We start from the raw sequence: 23,064 nt of genomic DNA on the forward strand, positions 1-23,064 counted from the left end.
CCAGCCAGGCCCTAAGTTCTTAGTACTCAGTCTGCGGGGACGCCGACCTCCAGCGGGATTTCGGCTTGCGCTTCGGCGGCGGGGCTGGTTGCGACGCCGAGGCGGTCCTGGAGGACGCACATGCTGACGATGTGCATGAGGATCTGGTCGTTGGCGGTGCGGGCGCCTACGTCCATGCTGGGGAGGCGGTCGAGAAGGGACACGATGGCCTTCTGATCGAAGAAGGGCATGGAGCGGAGGGTTTCGCCGCGCAGCGTGTCCTGGACGAAGGTCTGGAAGGTGCCGTCAGGGTGGACCGTCGCGGGTGGGCTGAGGAACGGGTGCTTCTGGCGGCGGTAGACCGTGTCAGTGATGACGTCGCGGACCGCTTCGCGGAGGACGAACTTCTCTGTCATGCCGCGGATCTTCATGTGTACAGGCTGCGAAACGATGACGTCGACTAGCTTGTGATCGAGGAATGGGACGCGGCCTTCGATGGAGTGGGCCATCTCCATGCGGTCGCCGAGCATGGTGAGGATGTAGCCTGCCATGACGGTTTTAGACCACAGGTAGAGCGACTGGTGGATGGGGTCGCGGCCGCGAAGCTGCGTGAGGACGTTGGTGTCATCGAGGATGTTGTATTCGCCTTCGCGGTGGCCGTAGCGCTGGTGGAAGTCGGGGGCGAAGAGCGGACGGACTTTGACGGCGCGCGAGGAGAATGTCTCGATCCACGAGGGGACGTAGCCGAGGACGCGCTTGACCGCGCTGAGATCGCCGATTTCGCCGTCGGGGAGAAGGAGGCCGCGGCTGACGGTGTTGTGCTCGTCGAGCCAGCGCAGGAGTTCGTTGATGGCGGCTTCGCTCTGGCCTTCGCGGTTGTAGAGAAGCATGTCACGGCGGAAGTGCGGGTAGCCGCCGAGGATTTCGTCGGAGCCCTCGCCGGTTATGACGACCTTGTATCCGGCATCGCGGACGGCCTTGCTGAGCAGGTATTTGGCGACACCATGGGCGTTGATGCAGACGGTTTCAGTCTGGGCGATGGCGTCGGCGAAGTTGTCGGCGAGGTTGCGCTGGTTGATGGGGATGGCGTGGAACTCAGCGCCGGCAAGGGCGGCCATCTCGCGGGCAATGGGACCCTCGTCGTAGGCTGCGTCTTCAAAGGTGAGGGTGAAGGCCTTGATGGGGTCGGGATGGTGGCGGGCGGCGAGACCGAGGACCGAGCAGGAGTCGAGTCCGCCGGAGAGATAGACGCCTACGGGAACGTCCGCACGGAGGCGGATGCGCACAGCTTCATCAATGGCGTGGCGGAATTCAGCGATGTAGTCGGCGTCAGAGCGCGCGGCGAGGGCCTGGTCGCGGCGGGGATAGTTGAAGTCCCAGTACTGGTTGAGCTGGACATGCTTGTCGGTGACAAGCATGTAGTAGCCGGGCGGGACCTGGAAGACCCCGTCGTAGAGGGTGCGCATCTGGTGGCCGCCAAAGGCCACGGAATGGAAGACGCTTTCTTCATCCCAGCGCGCGGGAACGCCGGCGGCGAAGAGGGCTTTGACTTCGGATGCGAGGTAGAGCTTGTCGTTGTGCCAGGCGTAGAAGAGCGGCTTGATGCCGAAGCGGTCGCGGGCGGCGAAGAGGCGGCGGCGGTTTTCATCCCAGAGGACGAGGGCGGACTCGCCGCGCAGATGCTCGAGGCAGTGGGGGCCTAGTTCTTCGTAGAGGTGGAGGGCGATTTCGCTGTCGGCTTTGGTGGCGAGATGGTGGCCGCGCTGCTGGAGGTCGTGGCGGATGCTCTCGTAGCCGTAGAACTCGCCGTTGACGACGACGTGCGTGCGGTTGTCTTCGCTGGAGAGGGGCTGGTCACCGGTGGCGAGGTCGATGATGCTGAGGCGCGTGTGGCCGAGGCCGACCCGGCGATCAGGGGAGATCCAGTGACGCTGGCCGTCAGGTCCGCGGTGATAAAGGCTGTTGGTGGCACGCTCAAGCGCAGCGGGAGAAACGGGTTCGCGACGCGAATAGACTCCGACGATTCCGCACATCTGTATTTGTCCTTCGTTCAGGGAAGAAGCCTAGATGTAGTCTGGGGAGAACCGTCGGCCATTATTCCACTGAGAGGGGATGGGGGGCTAGAGAATTCGTGCGTTTGGGAATTCCTATCTGGTTGTCTCGGGGAATCGCAGGTACACCGGTGGCACCGCGTCGACGAGCCAGACTCCATTCGCAGCCCTGTAAAACGGCGTACCGGAGCGATGCATTTCGCCCGCACGAACTCCAAGAACGACGGGCTTGCCATGGCGCTCGCCCACCTTCAGCGCGGTCTCGTGGGTCGCAGACAAGTGAACGAACTGGCGGGACATTTTGAGCAATCCCTGTTGCTTGATGGAATCGAGGAAGCGGGTCGCGGTGCCGTGGTAAAGCACTTCGGGAGGCGTCTGCGCCTGGTAGTCGAGGTCGACGTCAAGACTGTGTCCCTGCACGGCGCGAATGCGAGCACCGTCCTCTGAGAACTGGAAGCGCTTCTTGTCGTTTTGCTCCACAACTCTCGCGAGGTCGTCGCGCGATATCTCATAGCAGTGCGATGTGCATCCTTGTAGCAACGCATCAACGGCGCACCAGCCTGCTTCATCGAGAGTGACACCTGCCGCGTCGGGCTGATGCCTCAGAACGAGGCTGAGGAACTTGCTGACGCGAACCTGCTCTGTCTTACTGATGGCCACTAAGTGGCTCTCCCATGATTTTGTCCACTGCTATCCGACTATCTGAACTGTACCGCGGCCGGTGAGGTCTTCTACGCGCTCGATCCAGCCTTTGTCGGCGGCGACGGCCATCTGATCGGGTTCGAGGATGACGGCGAACTGGCCTTTCTGTTCGAGTTGAAGCATTACCTTGCCGGGGCCGGGTGCGGCGTCCGCTGCGGACTTGAGGGTGGCGAAGATTTCCTCGGTGGCGCGATCGAGATTGATGCGGATGCGGATGCCGCCTGGGAGCTTGACCTTCATGGCATCGAGAGGCTGCACACCACTGATGGAGATCTTGGGCGCTGAGTCTTCTTCACCCATGAGTACGCCGCGGATGACGACGGGAGCTTCAGTCTTGAGCTGCTCGCCGAGGCGTTCGTAGTCGCGCGAGAAACAGATGACGTCGATTTTGCCGGAGGCGTCTTCAAGGTGGCCCATGGCGTAGATTTTGCCGTCGCGCTTGCTTTTGCGCGGGGCCATGCCGAGGAGTGTGCCGGCAACCTGGATTTCATCGGTGGGATCGCTCTGCTTGCCCCAGACACGCTCGGGCGGCTTGCGCTCTAGGGCTTCAGCTACCGAGATGATGCCGGGAAGGTTGCGGAGTTTTTCGGCGTACTTGTCGAGCGGATGGCCGGAGACGAAGAAGCCGAGGACTTCTTTCTCGTTGGCGAGGCGCTCGCCCTCTTCCCAGTCGGGGACCTTGGGCAGGTCGTCGCCGTTCTTCTGGCCGTGCGCGGGTGTGTCGTCAAAGAGGCCGAAGAGACCGTGCTGGCCTTGCTCGCGATCGCGCTGGGCTTTCTGCGCGCGCTCCATTGCTTTGTCGACTGCGCCGTACAAGGCGGCGCGCTTGCCGAGCGAGTCGAGGGCACCGGCTTTGATGAGCGACTCGATGACGCGCTTGTTCATTACGCGCAGGTCGACCTTCTCGCAGAATTGCCAGAGGCTTTCGAAGCGGCCACCCACTTCTTCGCGGGCCTTCATGATGGATTCGATGGCGTTGCCGCCGACGTTCTTGATTCCGGCGAGACCGAAGCGGATGGCGTCGCCGTGGGGCGTGAATTGCGCGCCGGAGATTTGCACGTCAGGCGGCTCGACGGCGATGCCCATCTCCTTGCACTCAGCGATGTATTTGACGACGTTCTCGGGCTTGGAGACTTCCGAGGTTAGCAGGCCGGCCATGAATTCGGTGGGGTAGTGCGTTTTGAGATAGGCGGTCTGATAGGAGACGAGACCGTAGGCGGCGGAGTGCGACTTGTTGAAGCCGTAGCCCGCGAACTTCTCCATCTGGTCGAAGAGCTCGGCGGAGATGTCTTTGGGGTGGCCGTTGGCGACTGCACCGGAGATGAAGCGATCGCGCTGCTTGGCCATTTCTTCGGGCTTCTTTTTGCCCATGGCGCGGCGGAGCAGGTCGGCTTCGCCGAGCGAGTAGCTGGCGAGGACGTTGGCGATCTGCATGACCTGTTCCTGGTAGACAATGACGCCGAGGGTCTCCTTGAGCAGGGTTTCCAGCTCGGGTAGCATGTACTCGACTTTGCGACGGCCCCACTTGCGCTCGATGAAGTCTTCCATCATGCCGCCCTGGATGGGGCCGGGGCGGAAGAGCGCTGTGAGAGCGGTGAGCTCTTCGAGCTTTTCAGGCTTGTAGCGGCGGAGCATGTCGCGCATGCCGCTTGATTCAAACTGGAATACGCCCGAGGTGAGGGCCGCCTGGAAGACTTTCTTGAATGTCTCTTCGTCATCGAGCGGGATCTTTTCGATGTCGACGTCGATGCCGCGGTTCTGCTTGATGAGCGTGAGGCAGTCCTCGATGACGGTGAGGGTGGCGAGCCCAAGAAAGTCCATCTTGAGCAGGCCCATTTTTTCGACGGCCACCATGTCGTAGGCGGTGACGATTTCGTCGTTTTTCGTTCTTGCAACGGGGACGAGTTCAGTGAGCGCGCGCGGAGCGATGACGACAGCGGAGGCGTGCACGCCCTGGCCGCGGACGAGGCCTTCGAGTTTTTTGGCAGTGTCGATGAGCTCGCGGACGGGTTGCTCGGTCTCGTAAATTTTGGCGAGGTCGGGCACTTCTTCGAGCGCCTTGTCGATGGTCATGCCGACGGTGGCGGGAATGAGCTTGGCGATGCGATCGACGTCGCCATAGGGCATGTCGAGGGCGCGGCCGCAGTCTTTGATGGAGCCCTTGGCGGCCATGGTGTTGAAGGTGATGATCTGGCTGACCTGCTCGCGGCCGTATTTGCCCACCACGTAGTTGATGACTTCGCCGCGGCGGTTCATGCAGAAGTCGACGTCGATATCAGGCATGGACACGCGCTCAGGGTTGAGGAAGCGCTCGAAGAGGAGGACGTTCTGCATGGGATCGATGTTGGTGATCTCCATGCAATAGGCGACGAGCGAACCTGCGCCCGATCCGCGGCCGGGGCCAACGGGGATGCCGTGGTCGCGCGCATATTTGATGAAGTCCCAGACGATGAGGAAGTAGCCTGAGTACTTCATCTGGTGGATAATGCCGATTTCGTAATTGAGGCGTGCCTCGTACTCGGCGAGGGACTTGCGCAACTGGCCGGTGGCCTGGAGGTGGCCGATGGCGGTGTCGCGGCGCTTCTTGAATCCCTCGCGGCATATGAGCTCGAAGTAGCTGTCGACAGTGTGGCCTTCGGGAACATCCATCTGCGGGAAGGGATTGTCGACGGGGTGCAGCTTGAAGTTGCAGCGCTCGGCGATCTCCATGGTGCGGGAGAGGAGGCTGGGATTGTCGGGGAAGAGGCGCGCCATTTCGTCGCCGGATTTGACGAAGAACTGGTCAGAGTCGAACTTGAACCGGTCGTTGTCGTGGATCTTAGCGCCGGTCTGGACGCAGAGCATCACATCGTGGGCGTGAGAGTCTTCGCCGCAGAGGTAGTGCGAGTCGTTGGTGACCAGCATGGGGATGTCGAGTTCTTTTTCGAGGCGGAAGAGATCGTTCTGGATCTTGCGCTCGGCTTCGAGGCCCTGGTCCTGAATTTCCAGATAGAAGTTGCCCTTGCCGAAGATGTCCTGGTACTGAAGGGCTGTGGCTTTGGCCTTGGCGTAGCCGGTGGCGGCGTCCCATTTGCCGTGCTCGTTGTGGAGGTACTCGCAGAGCTCGCCCGAGAGGCAGCCGGAGGTGGCGATGAGGCCCTCAGAGTGCGCGGCGAGATATTGCTTGCTGATGCGCGGCTTGCGATAGAAGCCGTAGAGGGAGGCCTCAGACGTGATGCGGATGAGGTTGCGGTAGCCCTCTTCGTTTTCCGCGAGGACGAGGAGGTGGTTGTAGTCGTCGCCCTGGGCAGGAGCGCGGTGGTCCTCGTTCTTGCACACGTAGAGCTCGCAGCCAAGGATGGGCTTGATTCCCTTCTCTTTCGCGGCGTTGAAGAAGTGTACGGCGCCATAGATGTTGCCGTGGTCGGTCATGGCGACGGACTTCTGGCCGAGCTTGGAGACGCGGTCGACTAGCTTTTTGACGTCGCAGGCGCCGTCGAGGAGGGAGTACTCGGTGTGCAGATGGAGGTGGGTAAATTCGGCCATGGTCTAGTTCGATTTTAGTTCCGGTGCGGTTCGGAGGGATGGCGGGATCGGTTGAGGAAAAGCAGGTACGGAATGTGCTGAATCCGTTCCTTTTAGGTCGGGCTTGGGTTTGTGACAGCGATGAGGCGTCAGGGTGGGCGGGCCGCGATTTGGGATTCTCTGATGACCACTTGCATTCGATGATGCTATTAGGTCATTGCCAAATCTGCCGATTTTGAGGCATGTTGATGCTACTGGGTCGTGATCTGCGGGGTTTTCGGGGGAAATGAAGAGCTCTTTCACTGTTTTGGCATTCGTGTTTCTGGCTTCACTGGCGGCTGGGGGGCAGACCGTGCAGCCGGCACTTCCGGCGCCTGCCGCGCCCGCTCAGGCGCCGATGCAGGTGGCTCCAGCGCTGCCCGGGCAGTCCGACGTTCCGGCGCCTACTACGATTCCCGGCGCAATTGTTCGGGCGAGCGAGGAAGCGGCAGCGCTTCCTGACGCGGTCAAGATTCTCACCGCCTTCCAGCCCTCGGACGTGAAGTTTGATGTCGATGACCTCATGGACCTTCTGCGGGACAAGCGGCATGAGGGCTGGGTGCTGGCCGCTTATCCCGATCCCAAGACGGCGCAGCCGCTGATCGGCGCGGGGTTCAGTCTTGATTTGCCGGAGCGGATCCATCTCCAGCACGATGGTCTCAATCCGCATCCTTTCCTGGAGCCGTCTTCGGCGGATCTGTGGCAGGCGGCCGGGCTTGAGCCGGCACGGCTAGACACGATCCTCGCGCAGTTTCACGACCGGCTGGACGCGTGGAACAAGAAGGGCTTCCGGAAGCAGATATGGTCGCTTGAGCCGCAGATTACGGAGGCCGACGCGAATGCGCTGCTGCGGATCGGCATTATTCAAGCCGCGTATAACGCGAAGGCCTACTGCCGGAACTTCGACCGCCTGAGCGCCAGCCAGCAGATGGCGATGACGCAACTGGTTTACCAGATGGGCGTGAATCTCGAACAGTTCTCGACGTTTCTTGGGCTGATCAATCGCGACAGCGTGGGTGCGGACGGTACCGCGGCGGCGCGCGCCGATGCGAAGTACTGGCATGAGGTGCAGCTCAGCCTGGTGCAGAGCCAGTGGGCGCGGCTGTATCGCGACCGTGCACGGAACGTGATTGCGATGCTCGATCCGAATTATGTGGTGAATCCGGCGGGAGCGGAGCACTCGGTGGGTAGGGTGCTGCCGGCGCGCTCGCGGCATGCGCATAGGTCTACGCTGCGGAAAGCATCGTATTCTTCGAAGCGTCATGGAGCGACGGCGCGGAAACGGGCTGCGCGGACGAGGAAAGATTAAGCGGCTGATGCGCGGAGAGGACCTTTCCCTCAGGGGCTAAAGCCCCGCCCGCCTATTCAGTCGCAGCAATCGGCACGGCTAAAGCCGTGCCCTTTCAAGACCCAATGTGGCGGGCCGGCGGGTCGTATACTCGGGTTGCTATGTCGATCCGTAAATTCTGCTCTGTTCTTTTTTGCCTTGGTCTCTCTGTGAACTCGGCCCTCTTCGCACAACGCGGGTTTGTACATACTTCGGGCGCCAATGTCGTGGACGGCAGCGGCAAGACGATCATGCTGCGCGGCACGAATCTCGGGAACTGGCTTGAGCCCGAAGGCTACATGTTTCACTTCGATGGCGGGCCGCAGTCGCCGAGCGAGATTGAAGCACTGACGCGGGAGTTGATCGGGCCATCGAAGTCGGAGGCGTTCTGGAAGCAGTGGCGCGAGACGTATATCACGCAGGCCGACATCGATCGCATTGCGAAGATGGGCTTCAACTCCGTGCGCGTGCCGTTTCACTGGAAGTTCTTTGCGACCGATAACGCGGAGGGATTCCGGTATATTGATCAGCTTGTGCAGTGGGCGCGCAAGGATCACATCTACATCGTTCTCGATTTGCACTGCGCACCGGGTGGACAGACCGGTACCAATATCGATGACAGCGAGGGGTATCCGTGGCTGTATACGGACACCGAGGCGCAGGCGCGCACCGTTGAGGTGTGGCGGCGGATTGCGAAGCACTACGCGAATGAGTCGATCGTTCTTGGCTACGACCTGTTGAATGAGCCCATACCGCACTTCCCGCAGTTGCAACGGTACAACAAAGACCTGGAGCCGCTCTTCAAACGGCTCGTCGCGGCTGTTCGGGAAGTGGACAAAAACCATATCGTGATTCTAGGCGGGGCGCAGTGGGACTCGAATTTCAAGGTGTTCGGGCAGCCGTTCGATAAGAACGTGATGTACACGTTCCACAAATACTGGACCGCGACGGATGTGAGCGTGATTCAGGAGTATCTCGATTTCCGCGACAAGTATCATGTGCCGATATGGCTGGGCGAGTCGGGCGAGAACAAGGATGAGTGGATCGCCGCGTTTACGAAGACGCTCGAGGACAATCACGTTGGCTGGTGCTTCTGGCCCTATAAGAAGATGGATGCGAATTCGAGCCCGGTGACGTTCGACCGGCCGGAACACTGGGATGCGGTGGTGAAGCTAGCCGCGATGGCTCCGGGAACTGGGAACGCGGAGAAGCGCATTGCGGCGCGGCCGTCTCCGGAAGAGGCGCAGGCCACGTTCGATGATCTGCTGAAAAAGGTGCAGTTCTCCAGCGAGCGGGTGAACGATGGGTATCTGCGTGCGCTGGGTTTGAAGCCGCAGTAAGAGGAGGACCGTGCGGGTCGGGAGACCCGCACGACAGCCGGTCTGGAGACCGGCGTTACGGGGGCGGCTATACTGACGCCAAGCCTATGAGCAACCGCCTGCTGATCGCCACGCTCGCCGTTTGCCTGCCCACGATGATGATAGGGCAGGCTCCAGCAAATCAGAAACCGGCCAAGCCTTCCCCAAAGATGACACAGAAACTTTCCCCTGAAGCTGTGCACCAGTCCTCGCTTGTGATCGATACGCATGCCGACACGACGCAGCGCTTTGTCGATGAGAACTTCGACATGGCCGATCCGCTGAAGGGCGGCAATCTGAATTTTGAATCGGCCAAGAAAGGCAACCTGGGCGCCGAGTTCTTTTCGATCTGGGTGGAGCCGGAGCTCTACAAGGGGCACTATGCGAAGCGGACGCTGGTGCTGATTGATGCGGTGAAGCAGCAGGTGGCGAAGCATCCGGACAAGATGATGCTGGCCGTGAGCCCAGAGGATATCGAGAAGGCGCACCGCGAGCACAAGCTGGCGGCGCTGATGGGTATCGAGGGCGGGCATTCGATCGAGGACTCGCTGGCGCTGCTGCGGCAGTATTACGACCTAGGCGTGCGGTACATGACGCTGACGTGGTCGAACTCGAACGGATGGGCCGATAGCTCGGGCGACATCGACGATGCGAAGGTGCAGCACACGCAGGACGGGCTGAGCGAGTTTGGCAAGGACGTGGTGTATGAGATGAACCGGCTGGGCATGATGGTGGACATCTCGCATGTCTCGGATAAGACGTTCTTCTACACAACGCGGATTACGCGGGCTCCGCTGATTGCATCGCACTCGTCGGCGCGGGCGCTCGATGATCATCCGCGGAACATGACGGATAACATGCTGCTTGCGGTGGCGCGATCGGGAGGGCCTGAGTCGAAGGGCGGCGTGGTGCAGGTGAACTACTATTCGGCGTTCCTGTCACAGGCTTATCGTGATGCGGCGAAGGCGCAGAAGCCGGAAGTGGATAAGGCTGTGCAGGAATTCAAGGACAAGGAAAAGGCCGCCGGGCGCGAGCCGAATTACGAGGAGATTTCGAAGATTCAGCGGCAGTTTGCCGATAGGATTCCGCGGCCGCCGCTGTCGCTGCTGATCGACCATATCGATCACATTGCGAAGGTCGCAGGGGTGGACCATGTCGGGCTGGGGTCTGATTTTGATGGCGTGGACGGGCAGTTGCCGGAGGGCATGGACTCGGCTGCCGACCTGCCGAAGATCACGGCGGCGTTGATGGAGCGGGGCTACTCTGCCGAGGACTGCCGGAAGATTCTGGGCGGCAATTTGCTGCGCGTGTTTCGTGAGGTGCAGCAGGTGAGCAAGCAGTTGCGGGCGGAAGAACGGCCGAAGATCTCTGACAAGCAGCCATTCGACAAACCGCAGAAGTAGGAGCCTCGGGCAGAACTTCAGAATCTGGGGCGCGATTCGTTTGGATCGCGCCCTTTGCTTTGCTCGGTGTTCGGAAACGGACACTGGCAGACGCGCGACATATACTGGCTTTTCACGGTCACCCAACAAATTACAAGTCACTGGAGTTCACGTATGCGATTTTCTGGTCGCCTGGCGCTTTGCCTGCTTTCCGCTTCCCTGCTCGCTTCGACTGTTTTCGCGCGGGCGGATGATGACAAAAAGAAGGATGAAAGCAAGCCTGCCGAAAAGCCCGCTGCAACCGAGGTCACCACGCAAGGGTCGGTGGATGTGGGCGGTCAGCATATTCTGTATAACGCGATTGCCGGCACGATTACGGTGGGCGCGACGGACGTGCAGGATGCGCAGCTTGGCCTCGACGGCAAGCCTGAGCCGGGCAGCCAGCTTGCGCTGAACGAGCCCAAGGAGGCGAAGGATGCGCCGCCGACTGCGCGCATGTCGTACTTTGCTTACTTCAAGAGGGACGCGAAGGCGGAAGATCGGCCCGTCACGTTCTTCTATAACGGCGGCCCAGGTAGTTCGACCGTGTGGCTGCACATGGGATCGCTGGGGCCGAAGCATGTTGCCACTTCCGGCGATCAGCACCTGGCCGCGGCTCCCTACAAAATGGTCGACAATGCGAACTCGCTGCTGGACGTGAGCGACCTCGTGTTCGTCGACATGCCGGGCACGGGGTTCGGACGGCTGATGGGCAAGGACCCCGAGAAGGCGTTCTGGGGCGTGGATGAGGATGCCAATGCGTTCGCGCGGTTCATCGTTCGGTTCATTACGAAGTACAGCCGCTGGAACTCGCCGAAGTACATTTTTGGGGAAAGCTATGGGACGACGCGGTCGGCGGTTCTCGCTGACGTTCTGGAGAACAACAAGAACATCGATCTGAACGGCGTGATTCTGCTGTCGCAGATTTTCAACTTCAGCACCGACATTGATTTCCCGCAAGGCAATCCGGGGGTGGACCTGCCTTATGTGCTTGCGCTGCCCACGTACGCGGCGACTGCCTGGTATCACAAGAAGCTGCCGCAACAGGCGCCGGCGCTGGAGCCGTTTCTGAAGGAGGTGGAAGACTTTGCCATGGGCGCTTACAGCCACGCGCTGGCACAGGGCACGGACATCTCGGCAGAGGAAAAGCAGGCCACGGCGGAGAAGCTGCACAACTATACGGGCCTTCCGACTACGTACATTTTGAAAGCGAATCTGCGCGTGAATGGCGGGGAATTCGAGAAGACGCTACAGGATGACCAGGACCTCACGACCGGCCGTTTGGATACGCGCTATTCCGGGCCGTCGATTGATCCACTGAGCCAGTTTGCCGATTACGATCCGCAGAGCTCGGCGATTTCGTCTGCGTACGTGTCGATCTTCAACGATTATGTGCGCAAGGATCTGAAGTACGGCGAGGGACAAACGTATCTGCCCGAGGCGCTGTTCGGCGGAGCGCAGTGGAGCTTCCTGCATCGCGGTAATCCCATCGCGCTGAATGTGGCGGTGGATCTTGCGGAGGCGATGAAGACGAATCCGCGGCTGAAGGTGATGGTGAACGGGGGCTACTACGATTTGGCCACGCCGTTCTTTGCCGCGATCTATGAAGAGAAGCACCTGCCCATTCCGCAATCACTTGCGAAGAATATCGAGTACTCGTTTTACGAGTCGGGCCACATGGTCTATGTGCGCGATGAAAGCCTGAAGCAGTTGCACGATCGAGTCGCGGCGTTCATTACCAAGACGCAGACTGACGGGAAGTAGCCAAGCAGAGCGGGCATCATGCACCGATGCCCGCTTGATTTAATCGCCCTGGTAGACGCATCCGCTGGTGCAGGTCTCGCGAACCACGATTTTGCTGAGAGCTGGAAGGTCAGCGCGCAGATGGTTCCAGATCCAGCGCGCGAGGTTCTCGCTGGTGGGATTCTCAAGGCCTTTGATGTCGTTCAGGCATCGATGATCGAGCTGATCCTCGATGGTTTGAAAGGCGGCCTTGATGTCGGCGAAGTCCATGACCCATCCGAGATGCTCGTCTACCGGGCCGGCAACGTGGACTTGGATTTGGAAGCTGTGCCCGTGCAGACGCCGGCACTTGTGCCCCTCAGGCACGTGCGGCAACCAATGCGCCGCTTCGATTGAGAACTCCTTGAAAATTTCCATGCCAATCCTTACGGAATGCCGACGATTTTGTGCGTTTGCAGGCTGAGTCGCCACTGCGGATGATCCATGCAGAACCTGACCGCCAGCTCCGTGTTTACCGCGCGATCAGGGCCGTCCATGGGCTGCAGAAAGAAGTGCCTGAAGGCGAGCCCCTCGTACTCTTGCGGAGGGATCTCCTTCTGCGGATAGACGAGCTTCAGTTCGTCGCCCGATCGTTGGACCAGCTTCGCACCGGCCTTGGGACTGACGCAGACCCAGTCCAGCTCAGGCGGGGCTGCGATTGTGCCATTGGTCTCTACCGCGACCTCAAACTCGCGAGCGTGGAATGCATCGATCAGCGCCGCGTCCAGCTGCAGCAGGGGTTCGCCGCCCGTACAGACTACATATCGCCGGCCGTGTCCATTGCTGCTGGGCCACGTTTTCGCAACTGCGTCGGCGAGTTCGTTCGCCGCTTCGAACTTGCCACCGCCGGGGCCATTCACGCCGAGGAAGTCCGTGTCGCAGAACTTGCATACGGCTGCCGCGCGATCCTTTTCAAGTCCCGACCAGAGATTGCATCCTGCGAAGCGGCAGAAGACCGCGGCCCGGCCGGACTGCGCTCCTTCGCCCTGCAGGGTGTAGAAGATCTCTTTGACGGCGTAACTCATCACTGCACCTGCGCGGGATCGCGGTATTGCAGAGGATCGGCCATGCCATTCTCCGCGAAGCCTTTTTGCCGGAGGAAGCACGAGTCGCACTGTCCGCAGGGGGTGCCGTCGGGAGAGGGGTCGTAGCAACTGCTGGTCAGGCTATAGTCGACTCCAAGCTTCATGCCTTCGCGAATAATTTCGGCCTTGGTCATCTGCATGAGGGGTGCGTGAATGGTGAGCTTGTGATGTTCTTCGGCGCCAGCTCGTGTCGCAAGGTTCGCCATCTGCTCGTAGGCGCGGATGAACTCCGGGCGGCAATCGGGATAGCCGCTGTAGTCGAGAGCGTTGACACCGATGAAGATATCGCTTGATCCCAGGACCTCAGCCCAGGCTAGCGCGAAGGAGAGGAAGATCGTGTTGCGCGCAGGCACGTACGTGACGGGAACGCCGTGGCTCATGTCTTCGGCGTCGCGTCCCTTGGGTACGGCGATGTCGTCGGTAAGCGCAGAACCGCCGAATGCACGCAGGTCGATTGTGGCAACCCGGTGCTGCGCGGCACCTCCGGCTTGGGCCACGCGGGCTGCTGCCTGCAGTTCCCAGCTATGCCGCTGGCCATAGGAAAACGACAGCGCATACGCTTCGAAGCCCTGGCTGCGCGCAATGGCCAGTACGGTAGCTGAATCGAGTCCGCCGCTCAGCAGAACGACGGCTCGCTTTTTCGCCAGTATATCCATCCTTATTCATGGTAAAGCAAACGCGAAAACGAGACGAAGGTGCGGGTATCGAAAGGACTTAGAACCGGTAGCCGGGTTTGAGTTCGCAACGGTAAACAGTGGAGCTTGCCGCGTCGTGACTGGAGCGCGAGTTGCAAGCCGCCCAGCTCAGATACATCTCCGGACCGAGTGGAAAAACGATCGGAGTGCCATCGATATCGGCCTCGATGCTCACGCCTTCCTGCGTAGCTGGGAGCACGAAGTTGAGGGTTCGGCCGAAGATGACTGGGTAGGATTCGCGCACGCTCGAATTGATGGATTTTCGAAAGACCTCGGCTTCGAGAAGGAAGGTGGCGGTGTCAGACCAGTCGAGGGCGCTGGCCGTAATCATGCGGCCGCCGTGTTCGAATCCACTCGAATCAATGCGCGTGAACGGGCAGGGGCCGGCAATGCAGGAGGCGCGGGCGTTGCGGAATTCGTTGCCGGTGCCGGCGTCGAGCGTAACCGAGTTGACAGCTGCTTTCCACTTTCCGTCGGGCGAACACGGTCCCTGGCCGTTGCAGGGCACATTGCCCTGGTTCACCACCTGGAACGTCTTGACGGCGCTGGCGATATTCTCGTCGCCCTCGGTATTTTCGGTGAAGCGGATGCGGACGTTGCTTACGACGGAGAGCTTCTTACCTGTGTTGGCTTCCTTCTCCTGGACGACCGGTTTGAGCATGGCTACGTAGACCTTGTCGCCGGCACCCCGGTAAGTCATGGGAACAGTCAGGTCGTAGTCTCTGTAGTCCGGCTTGCGAAACATCAATTGCAGCGTATGCCCGGGCCAGAGTCTCTCACGGAATTTGAGCTTGAAATACCCGGAGGCGTCTGACTCGCCGCTCGTGCTCATCATTCCATCTGTTGCCGTGACGGACACTCCCGCGACTGGCAGTTGGCGTCGCGGATCAGGGTCGTCGCGCAGGACTGCACCTTGCAACGTTATGGTTCTCGGTCTCCAGCGGTGGACGCGCGCGATCACCGCCCACGTAATGAGCGCCGCACAAGCCACCACCGCGATCCAGAGGCTAAGCTTTCTCCATCCCATTGATTCGCCTGAGAGTATTGGACGCGCTTCGGCCGGATTTCGCTGTCCGCGGAAACCCACCGGGCCGCGTTTTCTGCATCTAAACAGAGTTGGCAGCAGACATGTTCTGGTTTACACCGGCTTCCGCACGGAGAAAGTGAATTGAAGCTATTGCACGAGAGAGGTGATCTGCAGTTCCGGGATCGCCCAGGCGATTCCTCGCAACTTGATCCGCGGGCCTTGTCTCGGCGAGCGGTGTTGCGCCAGATGGCTACCCTTTCCCTTGCGGGGGCGCTGCCTTTGAGCGCTCTGGATGCGTTTGCCGGTCAGGCGCAGGCCGCGCAGCCGGCCCCGCCTATTCCCGAGCCACTCTCACCCCAAGATGACCAGTTCCTCAATGACCTGGAGCATGCCAACTTCCTCTTCTTCTGGGAACAGGCGAACCCGCAGACGGGTCTGATCAAGGACCGCTGCAACGTGCGGGAGAACGACAACAGCCTTGCCGCCAGCATTGCCTCAGTCGGGTTTGGCCTGACGGCTATCTGCATCGGCCATAAGCGTGGCTTTATCGGATATGAGGACGCGCGGCGACGGGTGGTTCAGACACTCTCGTTCATTTGGCACAAACTGCCCACGCATCGGGGATTCTTCTATCACTTCGCCAACATTAATACCGGGGAGCGCGTTTGGGACTCCGAAGTGTCTTCGGTCGATACGGCCATGATGCTTTGCGGTGCTCTCATGTGCCACCAGTACTTCGACGACAAAGACATTCGCGATATGTCCCATGCGATCTTCGATCGTGTGGAGTGGAACTGGCTGGCGGAAGACACTGCCCTGCTGTCACATGGCTGGACGCCGGAGATGGGCTTCATCCACTCGCGCTGGGACTACTACAGTGAACTGATGATGATGTACCTGCTGGGCATGGGCTCCGTTTCACATCCGCTGCCGAGTGACGCCTGGTTCGCATGGAAACGGCGAGTTTTCGAGTACGATGGCCTGCGGTATATCGGGTCTTTTGCGCCTCTGTTCGTTCACCAGTACTCGCAGGCGTGGTTCGACTTTCGCAACAAGCGGGACAAATTCGCTGACTACTTCCAGAACTCGGTTATCGCCACGGAAGTGCATCGGAGGTTCTGCATCGAGCTGAATCCACAATATTCCGACTACAGCAACGCTCTGTGGGGTATTACCGCATCGGACTCGGCCCGTGGGTATGTGGCTTGGGGCGGACCGCCGGCGATGGGTCCGATCGATGGAACGGTGGTTCCCGCTGCCGCCGGCGGATCAATTCCCTTTTTGCCGGGCGCTTGCATGAGGGTACTGCGCACCATTCACGACAGGTATCCCAACGCATGGTGCCGCTACGGGTTCGTCGACGCGTTCAACCCCCTCACGAATTGGTATGACACAGATGTGGTGGGGATTGATACTGGAATCACCATGCTAATGGCGGAGAACGCTCGGACGGGATTTGTCTGGGATGTGTTCATGAAGAACGTTGAGGCCACCCGAGGCATGGATGCGGCGGGTTTCAAGCCCTATACGCCTCCGCCCTTGCATCTTGAGTAGAGTGCCCGCACTCGGCGCATTATGGGACGCAAAAACAACAGATGGGCCGTTCCGGCGCATCGTATCCTCTAGACACGGCTCTCGTTGTAGATAGCTTCCCTTGGATTTTGAGCTTTGTCCGCGCTCGGGCGCTTACCTACATCGCACTCATAACCTAACAGGAATGTCAGAAGTCAATGCCTTCCAAGATCGACGAGAAGAAAGATTGCGGCACCAGTGTGGATGAAGCTCAGCCACGCGAAGGCGGCGCGTGGGCGGAACGCATTCGTGCGTTGAAGAACGTCCCTCCCGTCCTGCATTTTGTCTGGGAATCCGGTCCCTCCGTCGTCTTCTGGAACATCACCATCCGCATCGTGGTGGCGTTTTTGCCCGTCGGCATCGGCATCATCGGCCGTTTCATCATCGACGGGGTGAACCGCCTGCGCATGCAGCAGCCGCTGCCTGCACACTTCTGGTGGCTTGTGGGCAGCGAGATGGCGCTCGCGGTCCTGACTGGCATCCTCACGCGCTCTGTCGACTACTTTGACAACCTGCTTGCCGATCGCTACACGCATCACGTGAGCGTCGAGGTGATGCGCAAGGCTGCGGCGCTCGACGTTACGGTGTACGAAGATCCCGTGTTCTACGATCGGCTGGAGCGCGCGCGGGTTCAGGCTACCGACCGGCTTGCAATGATCCAGCAGATGGGCCGGTTGATTCAGCAGTCGGTCACTGCGATTGCGTTCTCGATCGTTCTCATCAAGTATTCGCCGTTCCTGCTCCTGCTGCTGGTCGCCGGAATTCTTCCAGCATTCCTTGGCGAAAGCCACTTTGCGTTTCTGACCTATGCGAAGAACTTCCGTCAGACTCCGCTGCGCCGCCAAATGGACTATCTGCGCCAGGTGGGCGGCAGCAAGGAAGCTGCGAAGGAACTCAAGCTTTTCAATCTGAGCGAGTACCTTACGAATCGCTTCTCCGCGCTGTCGCAGACCATATACGAGCAGAACGTGGCGCTCAACAGACGGCGGCTGTTCTGGGGTGGGATTCTCGCTATCATCGGCCAGCTTGGCTACTACGCCGCTTACGGCTATAGCATCTGGCGCACGATCCAGGGCCGCTACAGCATTGGCGACCTCACGCTCATCACCACCGCAATCATGCAGGCGATGGGTAATATTCAACAGGCTTTCTCGACAGCATCCGGCGTGGCCGACCAGGCTCTGTTCCTTACGGACCTGCTGGCGTTCTTCGAGATGAAGCCGCGGGTGCAAAACAAGGAAGGTGGCTTCAAGGTCCCGCGTCCCATCCGCCACGGATTCGAGTTCAGGAACGTGTCTTTCACTTATCCGGGCACCGAGCGCCGTATCCTCAAGAACTTCAACTTCTTCCTCGAGCCGGGCGAGCGGATTGCCCTAATTGGTGAAAATGGCCAGGGCAAGACGACTGTCGTGAAACTCATCACGCGGCTTTACGATCCCTCCGAGGGTCAGATACTGCTCGATGGCGTTGACCTTCGCGAGTATGACCTGGACGACCTGCACGCCGAGATGGGCGTGATCTTTCAGGACTTCATGCGGTACGAGATGACCGCGCGGGAAAACATTGCTGTGGGGCGTGTCGAGGTTCCTCACACGGAAGAGGAGATCCGCTACGCTGCCGAGAAGAGTCTTGCCGCCAGCGTGGTGGGCAAGCTTCATGGCGGCTATGAACAGATGCTCGGCCGGCGGTTCGAAGGCGGCGTGGACCTATCGGGCGGCGAATGGCAGCGCATCGCTCTCGCGCGCGCTTACCTCCGCGATGCGCAGCTCCTCATTCTCGATGAGCCTACTGCCGCGCTGGATGCACGGAGCGAGTTGGAAGTGTTCGAGCGCTTCGCCGAACTTACTGAAGGCAAGATGGCGCTGCTCATCTCGCATCGATTCTCGACCGTTCGCATGGCTGACCGCATTGTCGTTCTCGAAGGCGGCCGCCTGGTTGAAGAAGGAAACCACTCGCAGCTGATGGCTCTCGGCGGCCGCTATGCGGCTATGTTCGAAATGCAGGCAGCCAGTTACCGTTGAGACCCCAATGACAGATACTGTGACCATTCTCGACCCGCAGTACTCGATTCCCGCCGAAGCGCGCGAGGCCTTGATGAAGGCTGCCGGCGCGGCGGCGCGCTGGAACGTCACTCTGCGCCCCAATAAGCCCGGCTCGTTCAGACGCCGAGTTGCAGCAGCGCGGTCTGCGGTGCAGAACCTTGAACACGAGTTGGCGAAGTTGCCGGAGTCAATCAACGACAGCGATCACCGGATCATTGGGCTGCTGGATCTGCGCGGTAATCCCCGCGTACTGCGTTCGGCCGTGACCGGTGTGGAGCCCAAACCTCGCGAGCGCGATGCGCTGCCCCGCGTCACCATTACCGAGCATCAGGACGAGCCTCGGGTGGCTACTTTGTCCGCGACATATCTGCTCGCCATCAAGGGCCAACCTGATGCCGTCACCTTCCCGATCTATCTCCGCGAATTGCAGGCACACGAGCCTCTCACGCTGGATGAGATTTGGAGCATTCCGGCATACCTGCGTTTCTGCATGCTCGAAGCGATCCTCGCTGAATCCGAAACAGCACTGCGTGACCGCAGCAATGAAGCAGATGTGCGGGTGCAGCGTCTTTTCTCAGGCTTGCGGGATCTTGGAAACATCGACTGGTCCGGTGTGCTTGAACCATTGATTGTCTTCGATGCAATTCTGCGCAAGGATCCGACCGGCACGTATTCAAAGATGGACTTTGAGACGCGGGACATGTACCGCACTCGTGTCGCGTTCATGGCTCGCCACTCGGACTGCACGGAGTTACAGGTCGCGGAGAAGGCGCTCGATCTGGCCATCGAAGCTTCGCATCAGCCATACAAGGACCCCCGCATACAGCAGCGTTGCAGCCACATCGGATATCACTTGGTGAGCCGCGGCATCTCGCGGCTGGCAGAGCGCATCAACTTCCACGCGCCGCCCTCTTATCGCATTCGGTCGGCAATTCGCGCTAATGCAGATGATGTTTACATCACGGGGATCGAGCTCATCACCATCTTCTTCATTGCTGTGATGCTGTTCCCGCTGCTGCCTAGCTATCCAGTATTTCCCAAGCTGGCCATTACATTCGTGCTCATGATCATGCCGGTGATGCAGTGCGCGGTCGAGTTGATGAACAACTCCATCACGGCGATTTTTGACGCCGAGCCGCTGGCCAAAATGGACTATGCGCAGGCCATTCCCAATGAGTGCGCCACGCTGGTTGCAGTGCCAACGCTGCTGCTGAACGAGAAGCAGGTACGCGATCTTGTGGATGAGCTCGAGGTCCGATATCTTGCCAATCGCGACCCGAACCTGCATTTCGCGCTTCTAACTGACCTACCGGACTCTGTCAGCAAGCCGCACGAAAAGGATTCGAATCCTCTGGTCGATCTCGCCATTCAACTCATTAACGGCTTGAATGCGCGCTACGGCTCCGCCCACAAAGGCGGATTCCTCTTCTTGCATCGCCATCGAATCTTCAATATCCGGCAAGGCGTTTGGATGGGATGGGAGCGCAAGCGCGGCAAGCTGCTCGACCTGAATAAGCTTCTCGTCGGCGAGTATGACGCATTTCCGATCAAGGCGGGCCGCCTTGATGTGCTTAACAATATTCGCTACATCCTCACGCTCGATTCCGATACGCAACTTCCGCGCGGCACTGCGGCCAGAATGGTCGGCGCCATTGCACATCCTCTGAATCAGGCCATCATCGATCCCAAGCTGCGCATCGTGGTCGAAGGCTATGGCATCCTGCAGCCGCGCGTTGGCGTCAGCGTCAGTTCGGCTTCGCGCACGCGCCTGGCGTCGCTTTACTCGGGGCAGGCTGGATTCGATGTCTATGCGCGCGCTGTGTCCGATGCCTACCAGGATCTCTATGGTGAAGGCATCTTTACCGGCAAAGGCATCTATGAGGTCTCTGCGCTTCACGCAGTGCTGAACAAGCGGTTCCCACGCAATTCCCTGCTCAGCCATGACCTTATTGAGGGCGCATACGCGCGGGCCGGCCTGGTTACGGACGTGGAAGTTATTGACGATTATCCTTCGCATTACAGCGCCTACACGCGCCGTAAGCATCGCTGGGTTCGCGGCGATTGGCAGATTGCGCAATGGATGTTCGCGCGCGTTCCTGACGAGTCCGGCAAACTGACGGCCAGCCCGATTTCAACTGTATCGCGCTGGAAGATCTTCGATAACCTGCGGCGCTCGCTGGTAGAGCCGTTCACATTCATTTTGTTTGTGGCGGGCTGGCTGTGGCTGCCCGGTGGTCCACTTTACTGGACCATCCTGCTGTTTATGCTGTTCATGTTTCCAACGATCGTGCAGTTTGCGTTCGGAGTGGGGCGGGCAATCGTCAGCAAGCGGGAAGGTGCGGTGTCACAGGCTCTGGAAGGTTCTGGCGAGGCGACACTGCTGGCGCTTCTCAACTTGTCGTTCCTGCCGCACCAGGCGATGCTTGAGATCGACGCCGTCGTACGAGCTTTGATCCGCCGGTTTATCACCGGGGAGCGTCTGTTGGAATGGGAGACCGCGGCGGAGGCCGAGTCGCAAACGCGCAAGCTCACGCCAGTCGACCGCTATCTCGCGCTCATGCCGCTCGTCGCTTGTGTGCTGGCTGTCATTGTTTACTTCTTCGCGCATCAGCGCTTCGCGTTCCTTGTGGCCGCGCCGATGCTTCTGCTCTGGTGCATGTCTGCGGTTTTGACGGCATGGTTGAACCGGCCACCACAGGAAGCAGTGAAGATCAACGCTGCGGACCGGAGCCTTTTGTTCTGTCACGCGCTCCGCATCTGGCGTTACTTTCATGAGTTTGGAACGGAGCGACACAACTACCTCATTCCCGATAACGTAGAAGAGAACGGCTTGTTCGAAGCAGCGCGCGTGTCACCGACCAATGTTGGGCTGCTGCTCAACTCGCGGCAAGCCGCGGTTGAATTTGGCTTCCTGTGTCTGCCCGAATTCGCTCACCTCACGGAAGAGAGCCTCGCCACAATTGGTCGCCTAGAGAAACACCGCGGACACCTTTACAACTGGTACGACACTCACACGTGCGCGCCTCTGGAGGCCAACCCGTTTGTCTCTTCGGTAGATAGCGGGAACTTTGTCGCTTCACTCTACACGCTGCACACCGGAACGCTGTCGCTGCTGCGGAAGCCGCTCGTATCGCGCACGTTGTTTACCGCCTTAACACCCTATTGGGAAATGGCGCAGCACCAAGGCAAGCTTTCCGGCCCCATCGCAAAGCTCGCAATGCCCAGTTCTAATGCGAGTTTGTCGGACTGGTTGAACTGGGCGGTGAATTCACAGGAGGCGTTCCGCGCGTCCTCAGTGCTTGGGCTTAAGGATGCCTGGTGGCAGCAGGAGATGCACAAGAGGATCGATGCGATCCTGCATGTGGTCCGCAACTATGTTCCGTGGCTCGATCCTAGATTTGCGCAGCTCCGCGAGACCCCAGAATTCGGAATCACCCCTGAATCCGATCACCTCAACGTCGATGATGCGGCTGCGTTTTGCGTTAAGCTTCAGAAGACGCTGTATCAGGCGCCAGTGGCGACCAATGCGCGCCAGGTGCTCGCAGCGCAACTGCGCGAGATGCTGCCTAACACGGCCCGGAATCTGAACGATCTATCCCTAAGGCTGCGGGGAATTGCTCAGCAAGCTGAACGGTTTGCGGAAGAGACAGACTTCAGCTTTCTCATCAGCCCCGCTCGTCGCATTCTCTCGATCGGCTATGACGTGCGCAAGCAGCGTGTACATGAAGCCTGTTACGACATGCTTGCTTCAGAAGCGCGAACTGCAACCTTTCTGGCCATTGCGCGTGGCGATATCGGCCAGCAGAGTTGGTTCCGTTTAGGACGCGATTTCACATTCGCGTTTGGAACGCATGTCTTGATGTCGTGGACGGGAACGATGTTCGAGTACTTGATGCCGGCGCTGTGGATGCGACGGTACCCGAACACTCTCCTCTCCGACACAGTGACGGGCGCGGTCCGCGTGCAGCAAGCTTTTGCGCGGTCGTTGGGATTGCCGTGGGGGATCTCGGAGTCGGGCTCGTCGCGCAAAGACGACGCCGGTCACTACAGCTATCACGCGTACGGAGTGCCGCATCTCGCGCTCTCATTCGAGGCAACTGCAGGGCCCGTAGTGTCGCCCTACTCGACGTTCCTCGCGCTCGGCGTAGATCTCGAAGAATCGATACGCAACTTGCGCCGCATGGCTTCGGCAGGTTGGGTGGGCGCATTCGGTTTCTACGAGTCGGTCGACTATTCGACGGGTATCCACAATGGAGAAATTGTCCGCGAGTGGATGGCTCATCATCAGGGTATGTCGCTGCTCGCATTGCTTAATTGCCTCTGCGATGACGTCGTGCAGCACTGGTTCCATTCGAACGCGCTGGTTCAATCAGCAGAACTGCTGCTGCATGAAGTGCCACGTAGCAAGGCCGCTCTCAGAGCGATGATGAAGGACTTCGCCTTTGTTCGGCAGAAGTACGCTGACGCAGCATAGAGCTTA

At 59.7% G+C, this 23,064-nt stretch carries 14 protein-coding genes; 7 read left to right on the forward strand and 7 right to left on the reverse strand.

Features of this window, described 5'->3' with window-relative positions:
• Nucleotides 1-26 precede the first annotated feature (26 nt).
• From asnB to dnaE, 3 genes are all read right to left on the reverse strand, one after another.
• A complete protein-coding gene (gene asnB / locus MOP44_RS24150) occupies nt 27-2,012 on the reverse strand; it encodes an asparagine synthase (glutamine-hydrolyzing) (RefSeq protein ID WP_260792971.1) in 1,986 nt (661 codons plus the stop codon).
• A 114-nt stretch (nt 2,013-2,126) separates the two neighbouring features.
• Nucleotides 2,127-2,690, reverse strand: a complete 564-nt coding sequence (locus MOP44_RS24155; RefSeq protein ID WP_260792972.1) for an RNA 2'-phosphotransferase — start codon at nt 2,688-2,690, stop codon at nt 2,127-2,129.
• A gap of 30 nt (nt 2,691-2,720) precedes the next feature.
• A complete protein-coding gene (gene dnaE, locus MOP44_RS24160) occupies nt 2,721-6,257 on the reverse strand; it encodes a DNA polymerase III subunit alpha (RefSeq protein ID WP_260792973.1) in 3,537 nt (1,178 codons plus the stop codon).
• Nucleotides 6,258-6,522: 265 nt separating this feature from the next.
• On the opposite strand from dnaE, the gene MOP44_RS24165 reads away from it, so the two are divergent.
• The 4 genes from MOP44_RS24165 (at nt 6,523) to MOP44_RS24180 (ending at nt 12,145) form a co-directional block, all read left to right on the forward strand.
• On the forward strand, nt 6,523-7,584 hold the full coding sequence (locus tag MOP44_RS24165; RefSeq protein WP_260792974.1) for a lysozyme family protein: 1,062 nt from the start codon (nt 6,523-6,525) through the stop codon (nt 7,582-7,584).
• A 140-nt stretch (nt 7,585-7,724) separates the two neighbouring features.
• Nucleotides 7,725-8,942 (forward strand): glycoside hydrolase family 5 protein, encoded by a 1,218-nt coding sequence (locus tag MOP44_RS24170; protein WP_260792975.1) that lies wholly within the window; start codon nt 7,725-7,727, stop codon nt 8,940-8,942.
• 86 nt (nt 8,943-9,028) lie between these two features.
• Complete coding sequence (locus MOP44_RS24175) at nt 9,029-10,363, forward strand: dipeptidase (RefSeq protein ID WP_260792976.1); 1,335 nt, start codon at nt 9,029-9,031, stop codon at nt 10,361-10,363.
• Between the two features lie 153 nt (nt 10,364-10,516).
• Complete coding sequence (locus MOP44_RS24180) at nt 10,517-12,145, forward strand: S10 family peptidase (RefSeq protein WP_260792977.1); 1,629 nt, start codon at nt 10,517-10,519, stop codon at nt 12,143-12,145.
• A 39-nt stretch (nt 12,146-12,184) separates the two neighbouring features.
• Here the strand turns inward: MOP44_RS24180 and queD are convergent, their stop codons facing one another.
• From queD to MOP44_RS24200, 4 genes are read right to left on the reverse strand one after another with little or no spacing between them, the layout of a single operon-like run.
• Nucleotides 12,185-12,541 (reverse strand): 6-carboxytetrahydropterin synthase QueD, encoded by a 357-nt coding sequence (gene queD, locus MOP44_RS24185; protein WP_260792978.1) that lies wholly within the window; start codon nt 12,539-12,541, stop codon nt 12,185-12,187.
• Nucleotides 12,542-12,549: 8 nt separating this feature from the next.
• Nucleotides 12,550-13,188, reverse strand: a complete 639-nt coding sequence (gene queE / locus MOP44_RS24190) for a 7-carboxy-7-deazaguanine synthase (protein ID WP_260792979.1) — start codon at nt 13,186-13,188, stop codon at nt 12,550-12,552.
• The gene (gene queC / locus MOP44_RS24195) at nt 13,188-13,904 is read right to left on the reverse strand and encodes a 7-cyano-7-deazaguanine synthase QueC (RefSeq protein ID WP_260792980.1); all 717 of its coding nucleotides are present in this window, start codon (nt 13,902-13,904) and stop codon (nt 13,188-13,190) included. Before queC ends, queE begins: the two co-directional genes overlap by 1 nt.
• Nucleotides 13,905-13,962: 58 nt before the next feature.
• Complete coding sequence (locus MOP44_RS24200; protein WP_260792981.1) at nt 13,963-14,970, reverse strand: hypothetical protein; 1,008 nt, start codon at nt 14,968-14,970, stop codon at nt 13,963-13,965.
• Nucleotides 14,971-15,216: 246 nt separating this feature from the next.
• Between MOP44_RS24200 and MOP44_RS24205 the strand changes: the two genes are divergently transcribed.
• The 3 genes from MOP44_RS24205 (at nt 15,217) to MOP44_RS24215 (ending at nt 23,058) form a co-directional block, all read left to right on the forward strand.
• The gene (locus tag MOP44_RS24205; protein ID WP_260792982.1) at nt 15,217-16,524 is read left to right on the forward strand and encodes a glucoamylase family protein; all 1,308 of its coding nucleotides are present in this window, start codon (nt 15,217-15,219) and stop codon (nt 16,522-16,524) included.
• Nucleotides 16,525-16,700: 176 nt separating this feature from the next.
• Nucleotides 16,701-18,563, forward strand: a complete 1,863-nt coding sequence (locus MOP44_RS24210; RefSeq protein ID WP_260792983.1) for an ABC transporter ATP-binding protein — start codon at nt 16,701-16,703, stop codon at nt 18,561-18,563.
• A 7-nt stretch (nt 18,564-18,570) separates the two neighbouring features.
• Nucleotides 18,571-23,058: a glucoamylase family protein gene (locus MOP44_RS24215; RefSeq protein WP_260792984.1), complete on the forward strand. Its 4,488-nt coding sequence runs from the start codon at nt 18,571-18,573 to the stop codon at nt 23,056-23,058.
• Nucleotides 23,059-23,064 lie beyond the last annotated feature (6 nt).

Origin of the sequence: Occallatibacter riparius (assembly GCF_025264625.1) — a bacterium.
Taxonomy (GTDB): domain Bacteria; phylum Acidobacteriota; class Terriglobia; order Terriglobales; family Acidobacteriaceae; genus Telmatobacter; species Telmatobacter riparius.